We start from the raw sequence: 17089 nt of genomic DNA on the forward strand, positions 1-17089 counted from the left end.
CAGGGAGAAAAACGATGTCGGAGCAAGCAGCGCAGTTTGGTGGAGGAACCGGGATCGACCAGAAGATTGCCGCCCGCATTTCCGACGGGAAGGCCTGGGAGGCGCTTCCGGATGACATCTTCGTCATAGACGGGGTTGCGCACACCTATAATCACGACCCGGACAATCTGGTGCCCGGTTCATATGCGCCCATGATGACGCAGATGCTGTGGGGCATCCACGAATTCTATACGCCGCGCGGTGTGCCCAAATGGCTTGTGCCGCAGCAGCATCGGATAATGCAGGACGCCGACCTGATCGGCCATTCGCTCTTCGGCGAGAGCCAGGTCGATGCGTGCGTCTATCATCACCTGCCAATCTTCAATCTCTTCAGGGATGGCGGCGGTCCGCTCTACGTCGGCAAGGAGATGCGTGACCGTTGGCCCGGCCGTGTCCTGATTTATGGCGGCATCAGCCCCTACCACGACAACGTGCTCGACGAGATCGACCGCTTCATCGACGAGGAGCAGGTATCGGCCTTCAAGTTCTATCCCCTCGATCTGGTGGGCGGCACGGTGCGCGGCACCAGGATGGACGACGAGAAGCTGATGTTCCCGCTGTACGAGCGGATGCTCAAGCGTGGCATCAAGACCGTGGCGATGCACAAGGCGATCCCCTTCGGCAATGTCGGCCACGAGTACTTCATGGTCGATGACGTCAACGATGCCGCGACCAGTTTCCCGGAAATGAACTTCGAAATCTTCCACGGCGGTTTTGCCTTCCTCGAAGACACCGTCCTCAAGGCGACCTACAACTCGAACGTGACGATCAACCTGGAAGGCACCAGCGCGCTGATCTTCTATGCACCGGAACGGCTTGCCCACATACTCGGCTCGCTGGTTCAGGCGGGCGCGGCGGACCGTGTTGTCTGGGGAACCGGCGTTCCGGTCATCCATCCCCAGCCGTTCCTCGAGGCGTTCTGGAACTTCCAGATTCCGGTCAGCATGCAGGAAGGCTATGCCTATCCGGCGCTGACACCCGAGATCAAGCGCATGATGCTCGGGGGGACCCAGGCACGCATCCTGAACCTTGACGTGGAAAAGCTGAAGCGGGTTGCCGCCACCGATGAGTTTGCCAATCGCGACCGACTGGCAGAGCCTTGGACAAGCGGCAGGAGGACAGCATGATGGATATGCGCAGCGTGGTGGAAGCCGCACTAGATGAAATCATAGATCCCTGCAGCGCGGGGATCGGCAAGCCTGTCGGACTTGTACGAATGGGGTTGATCAAGGGACTCGACCTCGAGACGGAAGGCGACGCGATCGCCGTGAAACTGCAGCTGCGGGTGACATCGCCCTGCTGCATGATGGGCCCAAGCTTCACGGCGCAAGCCAAGGAAAAGCTGATGAACCTGCAGGGCATTGGTTCGGTCGAGGTGTCCATCTCGCCGGAGATCGACTGGACGCCCGGGCATATGGCCGCGTCCTATCGCGCGACCCTGAGCGGACCGCGGATCGGCTATCCCGAGACATAGGACGCTCTTGCCTGATCGGAACAGCCTAGGGGAGGCTGCATGGCCGAGACGATAAGCGCTGATGGGCCGCGCGCTGCTTCGCTGGCTGACGCGGACGAAGTGTGCAGGCTCGACGCCCGGCAACTGGCCTTAGCCTACGCATCGGGATCGCTTTCGCCTGTCGAAGTGACCCATTCCGTCCTGAAGCGGGCGGAATTGGTACAGGCGCGGTTCAACGCCTTCACCAGACTGGATTCCGAAAGGCGCGCTGGAAGCAGCGCGCCTTTCGGAACAAAGATGGAGAAGAATCGCACCGCTTTCCCCGGCGGACGGCGTGCCGACGACGATCAAGGACATACTCTGGGTCAAAGCTGGCCGGTAAGCTATGGAAGCAATACGGTAGACGATCTGGCATGCGCCACCGACGCGCCGGCAGTCGCGCCGCTGCGCCATAGGCTGTCAGATATCCGCTTTCGGGAAATCTGCGGCGTAGGCGAACGGCCGACTTGAGGACTAAAAGCTGCTGTCGCAGGCTCGAGGGTGTATGACTGCTTTTGGGATTTCGTAGTTCGACCTCTTATGTCTCAATTGAGGTCGCTTGCTGCCAAAGGTCACCAGTCGCCACGCAGCGTCGCATTCTGGCTGGTGGTCTTTGCAACCTAATGCCGGAAAAGCGCCCAAAAACGAAAAACGCCCCGCTGCATCGCAGGCGGGGCGTCGCGTTCACAGGGGCATAAGCCCTCGAATTTACTGCAGCAGCGCCTTGATGATGCCGCTGGCCTTGCCGAAATCCATCTGGCCGGGATAACGCTCCTTGAGCACGGCCATGGCGCGGCCCATGTCGCGCAGCCCCTCCGCGCCAATCTCGGCAATCGCCGCCTTCGCCGCCTCGCGCACCTCGTCCTCGCTCATCTGCTTGGGCAGGAACTCGGAGATGATGGCGCTTTCGTCGCGCTCCTGGGCTGCCAGTTCCAGACGGTTGCCGTCTTCGAAGGCCTTGGCCGATTCCTGCCGCTGCTTGACCATCTTGGTCAGGATCTGGAGGATTTCATCATCCGTCACGGCGTCCTTGCCGGCGCCGCGCTGGGCGATGTCACGGTCCTGGATCGCGGCCTGAATCAGCCTCAATGTCGAGGTGCGGCGCTTGTCGCCGGCCTTCAATGCAGTCTTTAGCGCCTCGGCGAGCGTTGCACGCATGACCATTTCTCCTGAACGTGTCGCAGACAATAGCGCCGATCTGCCACAGCGGCAAACCCGATGACAACGGCCAACTTCCTGATTCTATTCAGAAAAATAATTAGCCACGAATGCCGCCGCAGTCATTGACCGCAATCGGGCCTTCGCTTATTGTCCGCGCCTTGCAAGGACTTTTTTGGTTTGTGCACGGGGCCCGCCTGACGGTGGTCGTCCGTGCTTTTCGCTGCGCGATATGGCCCCTTGCGAGCCATTCTTCAAGTCGCGGCGCCCGTTACGCAGGAGCATCGCCATGGCCTCAGAGACCGCCCCCTGGGCAACCGAAGTGCCGACCGCCGTTCTGGTTCTGGCCGACGGCACGGTCATCACCGGCCGAGGCCTGGGCGCCACCGGCACAGCCGTTGCCGAAGTGTGCTTCAACACCGCACTGACCGGCTACCAGGAAGTCCTCACCGACCCTTCCTATGCCGGCCAGATCGTCACCTTCACCTTCCCGCATATCGGCAACATCGGCACCAATGACGAGGACATCGAGGACCTGAACCCGGCGGCGCGCTCCGGCGCGGTCGGCGCGGTGTTCAAGGCCGATGTCACCAACCCGTCGAGCTATCGCGCCGCCGGTCATCTCGACCAGTGGCTGAAGCGTCGCGGCATCGTCGCCATGTCCGGCGTCGACACCCGCGCGCTGACCGCTCTGATCCGCGAAAAGGGCATGCCCAATGCCGTCATCGCCCATGCGCCCGACGGCAAGTTCGACATCGACAACCTGAAGGCGCAGGCCCGCGCCTGGTCGGGCCTCATCGGCCTTGACCTTGCCAAGGAGGTCACCTCGGGCCAGTCGTCGTCCTGGACCGAGACGCCGTGGGTGTGGAACGAAGGGTATGGCGAGCGCAACGAAGCCACCATGCACGTGGTCGCCGTCGACTTCGGCGTCAAGCGCAACATCCTGCGCCTGCTCGCCGGCCTCGGCGCCAAGGTGACCGTGGTGCCGGCCAAGACCTCTGCCGAAGACATCCTGGCGATGAAGCCCGATGGCATCTTCCTGTCCAACGGCCCCGGCGATCCGGCGGCGACGGGCGAATATGCCGTGCCCGTCATCAAGGACCTGCTCAAGACCGAATTGCCGGTCTTCGGCATCTGCCTCGGCCACCAGATGCTGGCGCTGGCCCTCGGCGGCAAGACGGCCAAGATGCACCAGGGCCACCATGGCGCCAATCACCCGGTCAAGGACCACACCACGGGCAAGGTCGAGATCGTGTCGATGAACCACGGTTTCGCCGTCGATTCCGACTCGCTGCCCGAGGGCGTGGAAGAAACCCACGTCTCGCTGTTCGACGGCTCCAACTGCGGCATCGCGCTGACCGGCCGTCCGGTGTTCTCGGTCCAGCACCACCCCGAGGCCTCGCCCGGCCCGCAGGACTCGCACTACCTCTTCCGCCGCTTCGCCAACCTGATCCGCGAACGCCAGGGCGAATCCGTACTCGCCGAGCGCTGAGACCAGGCAGGCACCGACAAACAGACAAAAGGCCCCGCGATGCGGGGCCTTTTTCTTTTGCGCTGAAGCTGACCGGACGCGCGCCTATTTCGCAGCGGGAGCGCCGAGGAAGACATTGGCCGCCAGCGCCACCTGCTGCGCTTTCGCCGGGTCGGCGAGGATGCCCATGTGAGTGGTGCCCGACAGCACCAGAAGCTGGCTGCGCGACGGGCCGTTGATGTCGCCATTGGCATGACCGCCGAGTGCGGCGTGCATCTGGGCAAGATGGCCGAGCGTGACGACGTCGGCATCGCCCGCAACCAGCAGCACCGGCGCCTTGATCCTGGCGAGGTCGGCGGTCCAGTCGAACGGCGTCAGCTCCAGCTGCTTGACCTTGTCGACCAGGGCTGGAAAGTCCGGCCTGGGCGACAGCTTCTGGTACTCCGCCACCACAGGCGCGCCAGTGAACATGTCGGCGCTCAGATGCTGCACCATCTCCTTGTGCCCCGCAGCCAGCCCCTTGTCGCTGGCAGCCGCCGACACCGCGACGATGCGCTCGACGCGGTCGGGATGGCGCAGCGCCATCTGCAGGGCGACGTTGCCGCCCATCGAATAGCCCATGACCGACGCCTTCTGCACGCCGAGCCTGTCGAGCAGGCCGGCAACGTCGTCGGCCATCGTCTCATAGCTGAGCCCGCTGTCGCGGTCGGCGGTGCGGCCATGGCCCTGCAGCTCGACGGCGATGACCTTGTTCGACCTGGCGAGTTCACCGAGGCTGCTCGACCAGTTGGTCTCGATGGTCATGAAGGCGCCATGGAGCAGCACCAGCGGCGGCCCCTCCCCCTGGATCTGATGATGCAGTTCGAGCGGCGCTGCCTGCTGGGCCGAAAGCGTTGCCGGTGCCATGGTGGAAAAAAGGGCGAGCAGGGCCGCGCCCGCACGTGCCAGCGTTGTGTTCATTGTGGTTCCTGTCCTGGGAATAGTGTCTTGGGGATGAGCGATCCCGTCCGGCCGCCAAACGGCCGGCTGGGTCACGATTGCGATAGGGGAATGCCGGCCGGAGCCGGCGAAGATCAGGCGGAGACGAGCTCGCCGAGCAGCTCTTCGAGCTGGTTCATGCTTTCCTGCGCGCCGGCTTCCATGCCCGAGGCGACCATGCCGTCGCGGTCCTCGATGCTGTCGAAGCGGGTGACGCCGCTGTAGTGGGTCTTGCCGTCCTTCTCCTCGAAACGATGGGTCTCGATGACAGTCTTGTCTTCGAACATACCCTCGAGCGCGAAGGTGTTGACCAGCTTCTCCGGCTCGTCGACCTCGATATATTTGCCGATGAAGGCAAAGACGGTGCCATCTGGCGTGGTCTGCTCGAAGCGCCATTCGCCGCCGGGGCGGACGTCGAGCTTGATCACTCTGGTCGCGCCCATGGCGCGCGAGCCCCACCAGCGCGCCACATGTTCGGGCCGGGTCCAGGCCCGCCACACCAGCGTCCGCGGCGCATCGAAGGTGCGGCTCATGCGGATGGTGGGTTCGCCTTCCGGCGTCTCGACAAGCATCTTGTTCATGTCACTTCCCTTTCGTGTCTCGTGAAATCACTGCTTTTTGGTGTCGTCGCCGCGCTGCATGTCGGCGAGATAGGCATCGAGCTGGTCGAGATTGTCGCGCCACAGCCCGCGATAGGCGCCGACCCAGCCGTCGATGTCCTGAAGCGGGCCGGCCTGAAGCTTGCAGTAGCGGTACTGCGCGTCCTTCTCGCGGGCGATCAGGCCGGCATTCTCCAGCACCTTGATGTGCTTCGACACCGCCGCCAGGCTCATCTGATGCGGCGCGGCGAGCTCGCCGACGCTGGTCTGCCCCTGGGCGAGACGCGCCAGGATGGCGCGCCGCGTCGGATCGGCCAGGGCGGCGAAAGTGAGGGACAGGGCATCCGTTGCCATTCATTCAACTCCTAAGTTATCAACTTATGGGTTGAATACAAAACGTCGAAACGGATGTCAACCAATTGGTTGAATAAAATTCGGGGGTCTAGCCGAATGCGGCTCTGTTGTGCCGGCCCGGCCTCAGCGCCTTCAGTCGTTGCGGGCGAGCGCTCGACCCTGAACACGAACACCGCCAACGCCATGGCGATGAAGATGCCGCCCAGCACATAAGGGGCGGCGGCAAAATGCACCGGGCTGCCGGGTCATTTGGGGCGGTGCCCCGCCCCCAGGCACGGATGCCTGTCAGCCGATCAGCCGCAGCAGATTCAGGCTGCCGATCTGTGCGGCCGCCGCCTGCCCCAACCCGGCGCGCTCGATCGCCGCGGCGAAGATCTGGCGCACCGGTCCCTCGTTGACGATCGGCCAGTCGCTGCCGGCCAGCACGTTGTCGACGCCCAACACGTCGACGGCGGCGCGGATGATGGCAGGGTCGAAGCCCATCGTGTCGACGAAGACGTTGCGGCGCAGCAGCGCGGCAACGTCTTCGTCTTCTTCAGCCCCGAAGCCCGAAAGCAGCAGGATGCCGCCGATGGCCAATGCCGTCACCACCACCTTGAGCCCAGGCAGTTCGCGCAGCACGCCCGAGCGGACCAGCGCGGCAAGTGCTGCCGAGTTGATGGTGCCGCGCGCCAGAAGCGTGCCGGCGCGGCCGAGCGGCGCAAGCTGGCTGGTCAGCGGCTGGGGATTGACCGGATGCAGGAACACCGGCACGCCGAGTTCGGCGGCGGCGGCAAGCGTCGGCCGCGCCTGCGGCGCATCGATCAGCAGGTCGCCCTTGGCGCTTTCGACGAAGACGCCGCGCAGCCCGAGTTGTCTGACGGCGCGGACCAGTTCGACCGCACCGCGCTCACCATCATAAGCGTCGACGCTCGCCAGCCCATGCAGCTTGCCGGGATGGCGCGCGACCAGCGCCGCCAGCTGGTCGTTGATGCGCCTGAAGCTGTCATGGGGCACCGTGCCGTCGGGACCGGCGAGGAAGGTCGCCGGCGTATTGACCACCCTGCCCGCGAGATCGCCGGCCTCGATCTCCTGCAGCAGCGCGCGCTCGTCGACGATCAGGCTGTTGATCCGCTGCCATTGGGCGAGCCTTGGACCGCTCAGCCCGCTGGTGTTGGTGAGCTCCCAGCTTGGGTCGACATAGTGGCTGTGGAAGTCGATGATTTCAGGCGCGGCAAGGGTCATGGTTCAGCTTTCTGGAAAACAGTCATTGTCTGGGCGCCGCCGCCTGGACCTTGCCCTCGGCCTCGGCGATGGCGAATTCCAGCGCCCGGGCTTCGTCGCAGCCGTCGGGGCAGAGATAGGCGAGCTTGTCGAGATTGGCGCGAGCCCGGTCGAGCTTGCCCAGGGCGAGAAACAGCTCGCCCTGATATTCGAGCGCGCCCTTGTGGTCGGGGTCGTAGTACAGCGCCTGGCGGTACCATTTCTCGGCCTCGTCGGTGCGGCCGACATGGCGCAGGCTGAAGGCCAGAAGGTTGTAGAGATCGGCGTGCTGGTGCGTCTCGACCAAGGTCGTCAGCTCCGCGATCGCCGCATCGTAGCGCTCGGTGTAGATCTCGCGGCGGATGGCGGTGAGGTCGGGCAGCTCGCTCGCAGGCGGCGTGTCGGCCGCACCGGCCGGCGACAGGAACACCAGCGCCAGCGCGATTGCAGCCAGAGGAAGTCCCGGCCACGACCCCGTCACGCCGCTTTCTCCATGGCATAGGCGTCCATGTCGAGCAGGATCTGGCGGCGCACGTCGGCGAAGGCGTGGCTGGCACGGTCGCGCGGCCAGGGCAGGTCGACGCGGATGTCGGAGGCGATGCGGCCGGGGCCGGAATGCATGACGATGATGCGGTCGGAGAGATAGATCGCCTCCTCGACGTCGTGCGTCACCAGAAGCATGGTCACCTTCTCGGCCTTCCAGATGCGCAGGAGCTCTTCCTGCAGGCGCAGCCTGGTCAGCGCATCGAGCGCGCCGAGAGGCTCGTCGAGCAGCAGCACCTCGGGCCGGTAGACGAGCCCGCGGGCAATGGCCGCGCGTTGCGACATGCCGCCCGAGAGCTGGTGCGGATAGACCGTCTCGAAGCCCTTCAGCCCGACCAGTTCGATATGCTCGCGCACCGACTGGCGCCGCTGCTCGGCCGGCCAGCCGGAATTCTCCAGCGCCAGGTCGACATTCTGTTCCAGCGTCAGCCACGGCAGCAGGCGGTGGTCCTGGAAGACGATGCCACGCCCCAGGCTGGTGCCGGCGATGCGCTCGCCGTCGAGCAGGATCTGGCCCTGGTAGTCGCCGTCGAGGCCGACGACCAGCCTGAGCAGTGTCGATTTTCCGCAGCCGCTGGGGCCGACGATGCTGATGAACTCGCCCGGCGAGACCTTGAGATTGACGTGGTCGAGAACCTTCAGTTCCTGGTTGTCGACCACGTAGGATTTGGAGACGTCCCTGAGTTCCAGGCTGCCGCGCTCAGTCATGATGAACCTCGATTGCTGTGTCCGATCCGGCCGCCGCAATGGCGACGGCCGGATCGTTGGATGTTGGTCTTGGAAGACGATCAGAACGACCGCAGCGCCTCTTCGAGGTAGCTGTTGTCGGCCCATTTGCGGCTGTCGAAATCCTTCTCGACATAGCCGTGCTCGACCAGGAACTTCTTCTGAATGTCGAGGCCGGCCAGGTTCTGCGGCGACAGCGACAAAAGGAAGTCGGTGCCCGAGATGGCTGCCGCCGTGTCGGCCACCGTCTGGTGGTAGGTCACCCGGTTGAGGATCTCGGCCGCCGCCTCGCGGTTCTGGTTGATCCAGCGCGCCGCGCGGATCGCCGCGCGCAGGAAGGCCACCACGATGTCGCGGTTTTCCCTGGCGAAGTCGGTGTTGACGGTCAGCGCATAGGGGCTGTTGGCAACCTGCAGCGTCCAGTCGGGATAACGCGAGAAGTCCTCGATGGCCTTGAAGGCGCCAGAGCGTTCCAGCGCCTGGCCCCGGCCATGGCTGGTGTAGACCGCATCGACCTTGCCTTCCTTCAGCGCATTGACCTCAGGCGTGTAGAACAGGTCGGTGCGGCGCTGGGCCCACAGCTCCGAAGGCCGGCTGGCGTGGCCGAAGCCCTTGTCCTCATGGGTGACGTCGATCAGCTCGACGTCGGCGCGGCTGAGCCCGGCCAGCCGCAGCGCAACCAGGATGCCGCGCTCGGAGGTGGCGCGCCACCAGTCGACCTTGCCCGTGTTCAGGCTCTTGGAGATGCCGAAGCGACGGCCCTTGAGGTCGGCGACCGACGCGATGTCGGCATCCGCGCGGACCAGGATCTGGCCGCCGTGATGCGAGGCGGTCAGGCCCAGCAGCGTCGTGTCGGTCACATCGGCCTTGGCCCAGATCGACGGAATATTGCCGCCGTCGCGGAAGAGATGATCCAGCTGGTGGCCGAAATGAGGGAGATAGCCCAGCTCCGGCGGCAGGGCGCGGAGGTAGGATAGCTTGGCGCCGACCTTGCGAAACTCTTCCTCGATCCAGCCCAGCTCCTGGGCCACGTTGGAGGCCACGAATGTCGGGCAGATGGTGTAGTAGGCCTCGCGGGCGTCGACCTCGACGCTCTTGGTTGCGGGATTTCGTTCCAGAACTTCGACCATGGTTTGTCCTTTCGCTTGGTTGATGGGGGATCAGAGAGACGCCAGCGCTTCCTCGAGGAAGGATGCATCGGCCCATTCGGCGACATCGAAGTCGTTGCGGATGTAGCCGTGGGCCTTCAGGAAGTTCTTCTCGATGGTGAGGCCGGCGAGGTTCTGCGCCGACAGGTTCGGCACCAGATCGTAGGCGCGCAAGGCACGGGCGATCTCGGAGGCGTCGGGGTAGATCGTGGTGCGCTGGAACACCTCGGCTGCGGCATCCGGATTGGCGTTGATCCAGCGCCCGGCACGGATGGCGGCGCGCAGGAAGGCCACGACGACGTCCCGGTGGGTGTCGGCGAACTCCTTGGAGATGGTGATGGTGCGCGGCGCGTTGGCGATCTTCAGCGTCCAGTCGGGATAAAGGTCGAGATCGTCGATGACCTTGAACCGGCCGCTGGCCTCCAGCCGCTTGGCGTTGCCGACCGAATAGTCGTAGATCGCGTCGATCCGGCCTTCGAGCAGGGCGCGCGCCTCGCGGCTGTGGGTTCCCGAAACCAGCGCGTCGAGATCGGTGTGGCGCTGGGCCCAGATGCCGGCCGGCGTGCGCGCCGGTACCTCCTTGTGGCTGTCGCGGTCCTCGATATCGACCCATTGCACATCGGCGCGGCCAAGGCCGTGCAGCGCCAGCGCCGCCAGGATGCCGTGCTCTGACGTGGCGCGGCGGTGATCGATCTTCTCGGTACGCAGGCTCTTGTAGATGCCGAAGGCGCGGCCCTTGAGATCGGCGACGCGATAGATGTCGGCATCGGCCCTGACGATGATCTTGCCGGCCGGCTGGGCCTGGGTCAGGCCGATCAGCACGGTGGGCCTGAGATCGGCCTGGGCCCACACCGCCGGGCTGTTGCCGCCATCGCGGATCAGCCTGTCGGAGGAATGGTCGTAATGCGGCTTCCAGGCGTCCTCGTCGGCGAGCGACCGGAGATAGGTGGCGGATGCCCCTACCCTTGCCAGCTCGTCGTCGATCCAGCCGAGTTCGAGGGCCACGTTCGACGCCACCAGAACCGGACAGATGGTGTAGAGCAGTTCGCGCGAGGCGGCGTTGGCGACGTCGGTCGCGGACGGCTTGAAGTTGGTTCCCATGTCAGTCTCCTCGATGATTGAGTGGTGTTGGCGCGGCGCTGCTGCCGGTCAGCCGTCGAAGCCCTGCTTCCAGCGCAGGAGGTGGCGTTGCAGAAGCGCCATGGAGCGGTCGATGAAGAAGCCGACGACACCGATCACCACCATGCAGACCAGCAGCTGGTCGGTCATGAGCAGCGACTGGGCGCGGAAGATCAGGTAGCCGACGCCTTCCATGCCGCTCAGGCCCTCGGCCACCACCACCAGCGCCCAGGCAAGGCTGGCGCCGTAGCGCACGCCGACCAGGATGGAGGGCATGGCGCCGGGAATGATGACCTTGCGGATGAGCTGCCAGCGCGTCAGCGTCAGCACGTTGGCGAGTTCGATGTAGTTCTTCTCGACGCCGCGAATGCCCTGCAGCGTGTTGAGGAAGACGGGGAAGAACACCGTCTTGGTGATGACCACGATCTTGGCCGCCGGGCCGATGCCGACCCACAGCACGATCAGCGGCAGCCAGGCGATGCCGGGAATGTGGCGGATGCCGTCGAGCGTCGGCCCGAGCACCTTTTCGACCGTGCGCGACAGGCCGGCGGCAATGCCGAGGCCGATGCCCAGCACCGAGCCATAGACGAAGGCCTGGGTGACGATGTTGATGCTGGCCAGGAAATCGAGGTGGAAGCTCTGCTTGTTCACCATGTCGAAGAACGACAGCAAGGTGGTGGACGGCAGCGGCAGGAAGATCGGCGACACCCATGCGCGCTGCGAGGCCAGTTGCCACAACGCCAGCACCGCAAGGGGAATGATCAGGCCGATGCCGATGTTGCGCAGCCGGTTGGGGGCCGCGCCTGCTTCGAGGCGTTTTTCCGCCGGCCTGGCGCGCGCAGCCTCCGGCCGTGCGTTCACGGTGGTGACGCTCATGGTGGTTCTCCAGTCATTTCAGGAAGGGCGTCGGCCCGCTCGGGGCCGACGAGGCAAGAGGATCAGTTGTAGACGGAGTACTGACCGCCCTTGAAGAAACGCGCGTCGACGAACTGGTTGATCGTCTCGTCGGAGAGGTGGCGCTCGGCGAGGATTTCGTCGCCCGCATCGATGTAGAACTTCTGGAACTTGCGGATCGCCTCGCGGGCGTTGTCGGCCGATTCCTCGCCGTGCATGAATTCGAAGGACGACGGATCGGTGATCTGGAACTTGGCGATGTTGACCGGCACGCGCAGTTCCTCGGCGATGATGTCGGCCGACTCGTCGACATGCTCCTGGATCCAGGCCTTGGTGCGCTCATGGGCAACGAGGAATGCCTGGATGGCCTCCGGATAGGCCTCGACGAAAGGCTTCATGGCGAAATAGGACACCCGGCCGGCGGAATTGACATAGACGCCGTCGTCGGGGCTGCGGCCGATCACCTTGACCTCGCCCGACAGCCACAATGCCGCCGAGGCCGGCAGGGCGATGTGGGTGGCGGTGGCGTCGATCGCCCCGCTCAGCAGGGCGGCCGAGGTGGCGGCGCTGTTGGTGATGGTCTCGTAGCGCACCGCGCCCTTGCGGATGCGGGTGTCGAGCGGCACGCCGGCCTTTTGCAGGATCTCGGTCGGCGAGGTCCAGCCGCAGCCGACGCGGCTGCCGCCAAACTTCTTGTCCTTGAGGTCGGCGACCGTATTGATCGCCGCGTCCGCCTTGGCCAGGACCGGGGTGCGGAACTTGTCGGAAGCCGTCGACTGCCAGACGATGACGGCATCGATGCCGTTGGCCTTGTGCACGGTCGCCGGGTACATCATGCGCTGGGCGATGGCGAGGCCGCCGCGGTCGAGCAACGCCGCCTCCGCGCCCGACAGTTCAGCCGTGCCCGGATTGATCAGGTTGATGTCCTTGATGCCGATCTTGGCGAACTCTTCCTGGATGAAGCCCTTCTTCAGGCCGACCACCGTCCACGCCGCCTTGGGCAGGTTGATGAAGTCGAGCGTCTCCTTGGCCTGCGCCGGCTGCGTGCCGGCCTGGAAGGTCAGGGCGCCTGCCACGGTAAAGGCAAGCGCGCCCGCCAGCCCCAACAGTTTCGATCGAATACGCATTGTCGTCTCCATTTTTCACCAGCCGGCGAACCCGGATGGGGCCGCCCGAAATCTGTGATTGCGAGACTATTTTGCTGTCGATTTCAGTCAATCTGACCACAGGGAGGCGACAGGATAAGCAAAATCATTTCAAATATCCGGAGAATTTTGAAAACTCAGCGCATTATCACGGCATCAACACGTTGAAGAATTCTAGATGCGATACGTTTTGCGTATTAGATCGCGGAATTTACATAACCATTAAAGAATTTATTGCAGCCGGAGAAGCTATTGTTTCCAAAAGCAGGAAAGAGCCTGGGCTAGAACAGCATCGAAGATCATCAACCGCTGCATGAAGGTGGCGACCATGCCTCACCCTGCCGGCATCTCCGACGCGCCCGCCGACCGGCGGAAGATCCGCATTTCGCCCACAGGCAAGGCAGGTGCCCGCACAGCACTTGTCCGCACCGCCCTGGGCTGCGTCATGGCGCTTGCCGCGATGGCGACGGTGCCGCAGACGGTGGCGAGCGCCGGCGACGGCGCTTTGCGCATCGGTGTCACCCATATCCCGCCGCCGCCCGGACCGAGCGACATCAGGCTCTATACGCCCGAGGGTTTCGACGTGCTTCTGGCCCGCAAGATCGCCGCGGCTCTGGATCGGCCGCTGGAGCTCGTCGAAGTCGATGCCAACGAGGACGACGCGCTGGCCGCAGGTGCGGTCGATGTCGTGCTGGCCCGCCGCGGCGACAACGACGCACAGCCCGAGAAAACCCGCATCATCAGGAGCGGCTTCCGCTCGGCTGCGACGGTGGCAATGCGCACCGACACCACCATCCACGGCTGGGACGACCTTGCCGGCCGCACCGTGTGCATCTCGCGCGGCAATGCGGAAGGCGTGCGGCTGGCCGAAGCCTACCACGCCAACATCCGCCTCACCGAAGCGCCCGCGCGCGGCCTCGTGCAGGTCAGGACCGGCGGCTGCGACGCCGCCATCCACGACGAGGTGCTGCTCCGGTCGCTGTTCGGTGAGACCGGCTGGCAGAAGTTCTCTGCCACGCTTCCCCCGCTCGAGGAGACGGAACTGGTGGCCCTGCTTGCCACCGACCAGCCCCGCCTGAGCGACGAGGCGGTGTCGACCCTTGCCCGAACGGTTACATCCCCCAACTGGCCCGGCCTCGGCCGCAAATGGGCCGAGAACGTCGCCTTCGAGGTCTATCTCGACCAGGACGCCCCCGACTGCCATTGAAAGCCCGGACACCCATGCTGAAATCCCTCTACCTCACCCTTGGCCTGCTCACAGCCGTGGCGCAGGCGACATGGCCGCATGCCGTAAGTGCGGCGCAGGCGTCGACCGATCTCGCCCTTGGAGGCCCGTTCGCGCTGACCACCCAGAAAGGGACGCGCCTGTCGGACGCCGATCTTCGCGGCAAGCCTTACGCGCTGTTCTTCGGCTTCACCCATTGCCCGGAAGTCTGTCCGACGACGCTGTTCGAGTTGGCCGGCGCGGTCGCCGAAATCGGCCCCGCCGCCGACGGCCTCAACGTCGTGTTCGTCACCGTCGATCCCGAACGCGACACGGCGGAATATCTGGCCTCCTATCTCGGCACCTTCGACCAGCGCTTCATCGGCCTGCGCGGTACGCCCGACGAGATTGCGACGGTGGCGCGGGCCTTCAAAGCCACCTATCGCAAGGTGCCGCTGGAAGGCGACGACTACACCATGGACCACACGGCGATCGTCTATCTGATGGACGCCGAGGGCCGTTACGTCGACAGGATCGAATATCTCGCCCCCCACGAGGTGCAGGTCGAAAAGCTCAAGCGCCTGCTCGGCGCCGGCAAGTAAGATTGCGGGCCTGCCCGCCCATCAGGAGAACCACCCATGCCCTTCCCCCTGTCCATCGCCGCGAACGACCAGACCGCCAACCAGGCGGCGAGGCTGGCCGAGGCGCGCTACCGCCAGGACCAGGACCTGGGTACGGCGCACTGGAACGAGACCGTCGAGACGCTGCTGTCGCACCGGAGCGTGCGGTCCTATCTGCCGACCGCCGTGCCCGCGTCGGTGGTCGACCTCGCCGTCACCGCGGCGCAGTCGGCGCCGACCTCGTCGAACCTGCAGGCCTGGAGCGTGATCGCCGTCGAGGATCCCGGGCTCAAGTCCCGGCTCAACGCGATTTCCGGCGACCAGCGGCATGTCGAGGCGGCCCCCCTGCTGCTCGTCTGGCTGGCTGATCTCGCCCGCATCCGCAGCCTGACCACCGAACGCAGCCGCCCCTCCGAAGGGCTCGACTATACCGAAAGCCTGCTGCTGGGCGTGATCGACACCGCCCTTGCCGCCCAGAACGCGCTGACGGCATTCGAATCGCTCGGCTTCGGCACCTGCTACATCGGCGCCATCCGCAACCACCCCGAACAGGTCGCTGAACTGCTCGGCCTGCCGCCAGAGGTGCTGCCGGTGTTCGGCATGACAGTCGGCTATCCCGATCCGAAGGTCGCCACCGACATCAAGCCGCGCCTGCCACGCCGCACCGTGCTGCATCGTGGACGCTACAATGCCGCCAATGCCGGCGACCTCGCCGCCTATGACGCGACGATGCGCGGCTTCCAGCAGGAGCAGTCGCTGCCGCTGATCGACTGGACCGAACTGGTCAGCCGGCGCATCGGCACGGCAAAGGCGTTGAAGAACCGCGAGAACATCCGCGCCGCGCTGCTGCAGCTCGGCTTCAAGCTGAAATAGGCGCTCCAGCGCCCTCATAGCCCCGGGTCGGACGAAAGGCAGCAGGCGAAAACTGGCGTTCGCCGCGGGCTTTGCCCTGTTCGACGCGGGGCTGACACTTACGCAGATCACGGACCTGACGGTCGGCCCGTCGCTGGATCGATCGGCGAACTGGACGCCCGGCTGTGGCGGCCCCGCTTCAGGCACGCGGTCAGCACCCGCGAGCTCTAGCCTGAAAACTCGGGAAATTCGCCTGCCACGCCGGGAATGGCGCTGGCGGCGAGGCCGCCGCGCAGTTCCGCACTTTCCCGACGCAGCCAGTCGAGCAGCAGTTCGATCCTGGGCTGGCGCGCCTTATGGGCGGCGGCGACGAAATGATAGGCGAGCTCCAATTGCTGTGGCTTGCCCAGCGGCGCCACCAGCCGCCCGGCACGCAGGTCGGCCTCGGCCAGGCGCAGTTTCGCCAGCGCCAGCCCCTGCCCGGCGACAGCGGCATCGAGCACCATCGACGACAGGTTGAGTTTCAGCCCGCGCTCGGAATAGCGCACGGGAATGCCCTGCGAACGCAGCCAGCTGCTCCAGCCCGAATGATCAGGGTCGTACTCGGCCCCCTCCTCGTGCAGCAGCGGCAGCCCCTGCAGCGAACGCGTGCGCGGCCCGAGATCGTAGTCGTCGGCGAAATCCGGACTGCACACCGGCACCACCGCCTCGGGAAACAGCGTCACCACGAACAGGCCGGGATAGGCGCCCCGACCGAAGCGGATGGCGCAGTCGGTCTCGTCGCGTTCGACATCGGCGATCTCGCTGGTCGCCTTGACCTCGATCTCGACGCCCGGAACCGCCTGTCGGAAACCCTCCAGCCTGGGGATCAGCCACTTGGTGGCGAAGGACGGCGGCACCGATATGCGGATCGTCGCCTTCTCGTCGCCGCCGGAAAGACGCGCGATCGATTCCAGCATCGCCTCGAAGGCGTCGGTCAGCCCCGGTTCCAACGCCTTGCCCGCCGTCGTCAGGGTCATCTGGCGGTTGCTGCGTACGAACAGCTGCTGGCCGAGATGCTCCTCGAGCAGGCGAACCTGCTGGCCGATGGCGGCGGAGCTGACATGCAGCTCCTCCGCCGCCCGGGTAAAGCTGAGATAGCGCGCCGCCACCACGAAGGCGCGCAGCGACGTCAGCGGCGGCATCCGCGCCAGCGTCGGCAGCTTCGACGAACGCCGCAAATTCCCGCTCAATAACCCGCCTTCCGCTGCTGTCCCGCTTGCCGCCCCTGGCTGCACTCTAATGTCTACTAATTTTGTATATTAAAGCAGAGCGGCCGGCCGCACCGAAGCAACGTCATCCTCCGTGCACCGGCCGAGGTGGAATGTTTTGCCGAAAACCGGTGCCTGTGGCGGCGGGCGGGTCATCGTCCGGCCTTGTAGAGCGCGGCTGGCGCCTCCTTCAGGGCGACGCGCTGATCGAAGCGGAAATACATCATGTGTCGCCATCGAGCACGTCGAGGCGAA

Annotated in this window: 20 protein-coding genes; 7 read left to right on the forward strand and 13 right to left on the reverse strand. The window is 65.1% G+C overall.

What is annotated here, in order from left to right; genetic code table 11:
• Window positions 1–14 precede the first annotated feature (14 nt).
• Genes NDO48_RS05780 through NDO48_RS05790 form a run of 3 tightly spaced genes read left to right on the forward strand, consistent with a single transcriptional unit; the run spans window position 15 to window position 2002 of the window.
• Window positions 15–1166: an amidohydrolase family protein gene (locus NDO48_RS05780; protein WP_267321081.1), complete on the forward strand. Its 1152-nt coding sequence runs from the start codon at window positions 15–17 to the stop codon at window positions 1164–1166.
• Complete coding sequence (locus tag NDO48_RS05785) at window positions 1163–1513, forward strand: metal-sulfur cluster assembly factor (protein ID WP_157632768.1); 351 nt, start codon at window positions 1163–1165, stop codon at window positions 1511–1513. The genes NDO48_RS05780 and NDO48_RS05785 overlap by 4 nt, the downstream gene beginning before the upstream one ends.
• A 39-nt stretch (window positions 1514–1552) precedes the next feature.
• The gene (locus NDO48_RS05790; protein ID WP_267321082.1) at window positions 1553–2002 is read left to right on the forward strand and encodes a hypothetical protein; all 450 of its coding nucleotides are present in this window, start codon (window positions 1553–1555) and stop codon (window positions 2000–2002) included.
• Window positions 2003–2239: 237 nt separating this feature from the next.
• Here NDO48_RS05790 and NDO48_RS05795 read toward each other — a convergent pair whose 3' ends face one another.
• Window positions 2240–2689 (reverse strand): GatB/YqeY domain-containing protein, encoded by a 450-nt coding sequence (locus tag NDO48_RS05795; RefSeq protein WP_267321083.1) that lies wholly within the window; start codon window positions 2687–2689, stop codon window positions 2240–2242.
• 289 nt (window positions 2690–2978) lie between these two features.
• Here NDO48_RS05795 and carA point away from each other — a divergent pair, with 289 nt between their 5' ends.
• Entirely contained in the window at window positions 2979–4181 is a 1203-nt protein-coding gene (carA, locus tag NDO48_RS05800; RefSeq protein WP_267321084.1) for a glutamine-hydrolyzing carbamoyl-phosphate synthase small subunit, read from the forward strand.
• An 84-nt stretch (window positions 4182–4265) separates the two neighbouring features.
• Here carA and NDO48_RS05805 read toward each other — a convergent pair whose 3' ends face one another.
• The 11 genes from NDO48_RS05805 to NDO48_RS05855 form a co-directional block, all read right to left on the reverse strand.
• Window positions 4266–5120, reverse strand: coding sequence for an alpha/beta fold hydrolase (locus tag NDO48_RS05805; protein WP_018428869.1), 855 nt, complete (start codon window positions 5118–5120; stop codon window positions 4266–4268).
• Window positions 5121–5233: 113 nt separating this feature from the next.
• Window positions 5234–5719 carry an SRPBCC family protein gene (locus tag NDO48_RS05810; protein WP_267321085.1) on the reverse strand — a complete coding sequence of 162 codons (486 nt, stop codon included), beginning with the start codon at window positions 5717–5719 and terminating at the stop codon, window positions 5234–5236.
• A gap of 27 nt (window positions 5720–5746) precedes the next feature.
• On the reverse strand, window positions 5747–6091 hold the full coding sequence (locus tag NDO48_RS05815; protein WP_018428871.1) for an ArsR/SmtB family transcription factor: 345 nt from the start codon (window positions 6089–6091) through the stop codon (window positions 5747–5749).
• A gap of 11 nt (window positions 6092–6102) precedes the next feature.
• Complete coding sequence (locus NDO48_RS05820; RefSeq protein ID WP_267321086.1) at window positions 6103–6324, reverse strand: hypothetical protein; 222 nt, start codon at window positions 6322–6324, stop codon at window positions 6103–6105.
• A 52-nt stretch (window positions 6325–6376) separates the two neighbouring features.
• Complete coding sequence (locus tag NDO48_RS05825) at window positions 6377–7315, reverse strand: amidohydrolase family protein (protein WP_267321087.1); 939 nt, start codon at window positions 7313–7315, stop codon at window positions 6377–6379.
• Between the two features lie 22 nt (window positions 7316–7337).
• Entirely contained in the window at window positions 7338–7814 is a 477-nt protein-coding gene (locus NDO48_RS05830) for a tetratricopeptide repeat protein (RefSeq protein ID WP_267321088.1), read from the reverse strand.
• A complete protein-coding gene (locus tag NDO48_RS05835; RefSeq protein ID WP_267321089.1) occupies window positions 7811–8584 on the reverse strand; it encodes an ABC transporter ATP-binding protein in 774 nt (257 codons plus the stop codon). The genes NDO48_RS05830 and NDO48_RS05835 overlap by 4 nt, the downstream gene beginning before the upstream one ends.
• Window positions 8585–8664: 80 nt before the next feature.
• Window positions 8665–9732, reverse strand: a complete 1068-nt coding sequence (locus tag NDO48_RS05840; RefSeq protein ID WP_018428876.1) for an ABC transporter substrate-binding protein — start codon at window positions 9730–9732, stop codon at window positions 8665–8667.
• A gap of 30 nt (window positions 9733–9762) precedes the next feature.
• A complete protein-coding gene (locus tag NDO48_RS05845) occupies window positions 9763–10851 on the reverse strand; it encodes an ABC transporter substrate-binding protein (RefSeq protein ID WP_267321090.1) in 1089 nt (362 codons plus the stop codon).
• Window positions 10852–10899: 48 nt separating this feature from the next.
• On the reverse strand, window positions 10900–11745 hold the full coding sequence (locus tag NDO48_RS05850; RefSeq protein ID WP_018428878.1) for an ABC transporter permease: 846 nt from the start codon (window positions 11743–11745) through the stop codon (window positions 10900–10902).
• Between the two features lie 62 nt (window positions 11746–11807).
• Window positions 11808–12890, reverse strand: coding sequence for an ABC transporter substrate-binding protein (locus NDO48_RS05855; RefSeq protein WP_267321091.1), 1083 nt, complete (start codon window positions 12888–12890; stop codon window positions 11808–11810).
• A 346-nt stretch (window positions 12891–13236) separates the two neighbouring features.
• On the opposite strand from NDO48_RS05855, the gene NDO48_RS05860 reads away from it, so the two are divergent.
• From NDO48_RS05860 to NDO48_RS05870, 3 genes are read left to right on the forward strand one after another with little or no spacing between them, the layout of a single operon-like run.
• Window positions 13237–14115: a transporter substrate-binding domain-containing protein gene (locus NDO48_RS05860; protein ID WP_267321092.1), complete on the forward strand. Its 879-nt coding sequence runs from the start codon at window positions 13237–13239 to the stop codon at window positions 14113–14115.
• A gap of 14 nt (window positions 14116–14129) precedes the next feature.
• Window positions 14130–14714: an SCO family protein gene (locus NDO48_RS05865; protein ID WP_267321093.1), complete on the forward strand. Its 585-nt coding sequence runs from the start codon at window positions 14130–14132 to the stop codon at window positions 14712–14714.
• A gap of 36 nt (window positions 14715–14750) precedes the next feature.
• Entirely contained in the window at window positions 14751–15605 is an 855-nt protein-coding gene (locus tag NDO48_RS05870) for an NADPH-dependent oxidoreductase (protein WP_267321094.1), read from the forward strand.
• A gap of 206 nt (window positions 15606–15811) precedes the next feature.
• On the opposite strand, the gene gcvA is transcribed toward NDO48_RS05870, so the two are convergent.
• Window positions 15812–16816: a transcriptional regulator GcvA gene (gene gcvA, locus NDO48_RS05875; RefSeq protein ID WP_157632771.1), complete on the reverse strand. Its 1005-nt coding sequence runs from the start codon at window positions 16814–16816 to the stop codon at window positions 15812–15814.
• Between the last annotated feature and the right edge of the window lie 273 nt (window positions 16817–17089).

Origin of the sequence: Aminobacter sp. MET-1, from assembly GCF_026521175.1 — a bacterium.
Taxonomy (GTDB): domain Bacteria; phylum Pseudomonadota; class Alphaproteobacteria; order Rhizobiales; family Rhizobiaceae; genus Aminobacter.

Coding starts and splice junctions, on each gene's coding strand:
- NDO48_RS05780 (WP_267321081.1), top strand. CDS start 15: ATGTCGGAGCAAGCAGCGCAGTTTGGTGGAGGAACCGGGATCGACCAG.
- NDO48_RS05785 (WP_157632768.1), top strand. CDS start 1,163: ATGATGGATATGCGCAGCGTGGTGGAAGCCGCACTAGATGAAATCATA.
- NDO48_RS05790 (WP_267321082.1), top strand. CDS start 1,553: ATGGCCGAGACGATAAGCGCTGATGGGCCGCGCGCTGCTTCGCTGGCT.
- NDO48_RS05795 (WP_267321083.1), bottom strand. CDS start 2,689: ATGCGTGCAACGCTCGCCGAGGCGCTAAAGACTGCATTGAAGGCCGGC.
- carA (WP_267321084.1), top strand. CDS start 2,979: ATGGCCTCAGAGACCGCCCCCTGGGCAACCGAAGTGCCGACCGCCGTT.
- NDO48_RS05805 (WP_018428869.1), bottom strand. CDS start 5,120: ATGAACACAACGCTGGCACGTGCGGGCGCGGCCCTGCTCGCCCTTTTT.
- NDO48_RS05810 (WP_267321085.1), bottom strand. CDS start 5,719: ATGAACAAGATGCTTGTCGAGACGCCGGAAGGCGAACCCACCATCCGC.
- NDO48_RS05815 (WP_018428871.1), bottom strand. CDS start 6,091: ATGGCAACGGATGCCCTGTCCCTCACTTTCGCCGCCCTGGCCGATCCG.
- NDO48_RS05825 (WP_267321087.1), bottom strand. CDS start 7,315: ATGACCCTTGCCGCGCCTGAAATCATCGACTTCCACAGCCACTATGTC.
- NDO48_RS05835 (WP_267321089.1), bottom strand. CDS start 8,584: ATGACTGAGCGCGGCAGCCTGGAACTCAGGGACGTCTCCAAATCCTAC.
- NDO48_RS05840 (WP_018428876.1), bottom strand. CDS start 9,732: ATGGTCGAAGTTCTGGAACGAAATCCCGCAACCAAGAGCGTCGAGGTC.
- NDO48_RS05845 (WP_267321090.1), bottom strand. CDS start 10,851: ATGGGAACCAACTTCAAGCCGTCCGCGACCGACGTCGCCAACGCCGCC.
- NDO48_RS05850 (WP_018428878.1), bottom strand. CDS start 11,745: ATGAGCGTCACCACCGTGAACGCACGGCCGGAGGCTGCGCGCGCCAGG.
- NDO48_RS05855 (WP_267321091.1), bottom strand. CDS start 12,890: ATGCGTATTCGATCGAAACTGTTGGGGCTGGCGGGCGCGCTTGCCTTT.
- NDO48_RS05860 (WP_267321092.1), top strand. CDS start 13,237: ATGCCTCACCCTGCCGGCATCTCCGACGCGCCCGCCGACCGGCGGAAG.
- NDO48_RS05865 (WP_267321093.1), top strand. CDS start 14,130: ATGCTGAAATCCCTCTACCTCACCCTTGGCCTGCTCACAGCCGTGGCG.
- NDO48_RS05870 (WP_267321094.1), top strand. CDS start 14,751: ATGCCCTTCCCCCTGTCCATCGCCGCGAACGACCAGACCGCCAACCAG.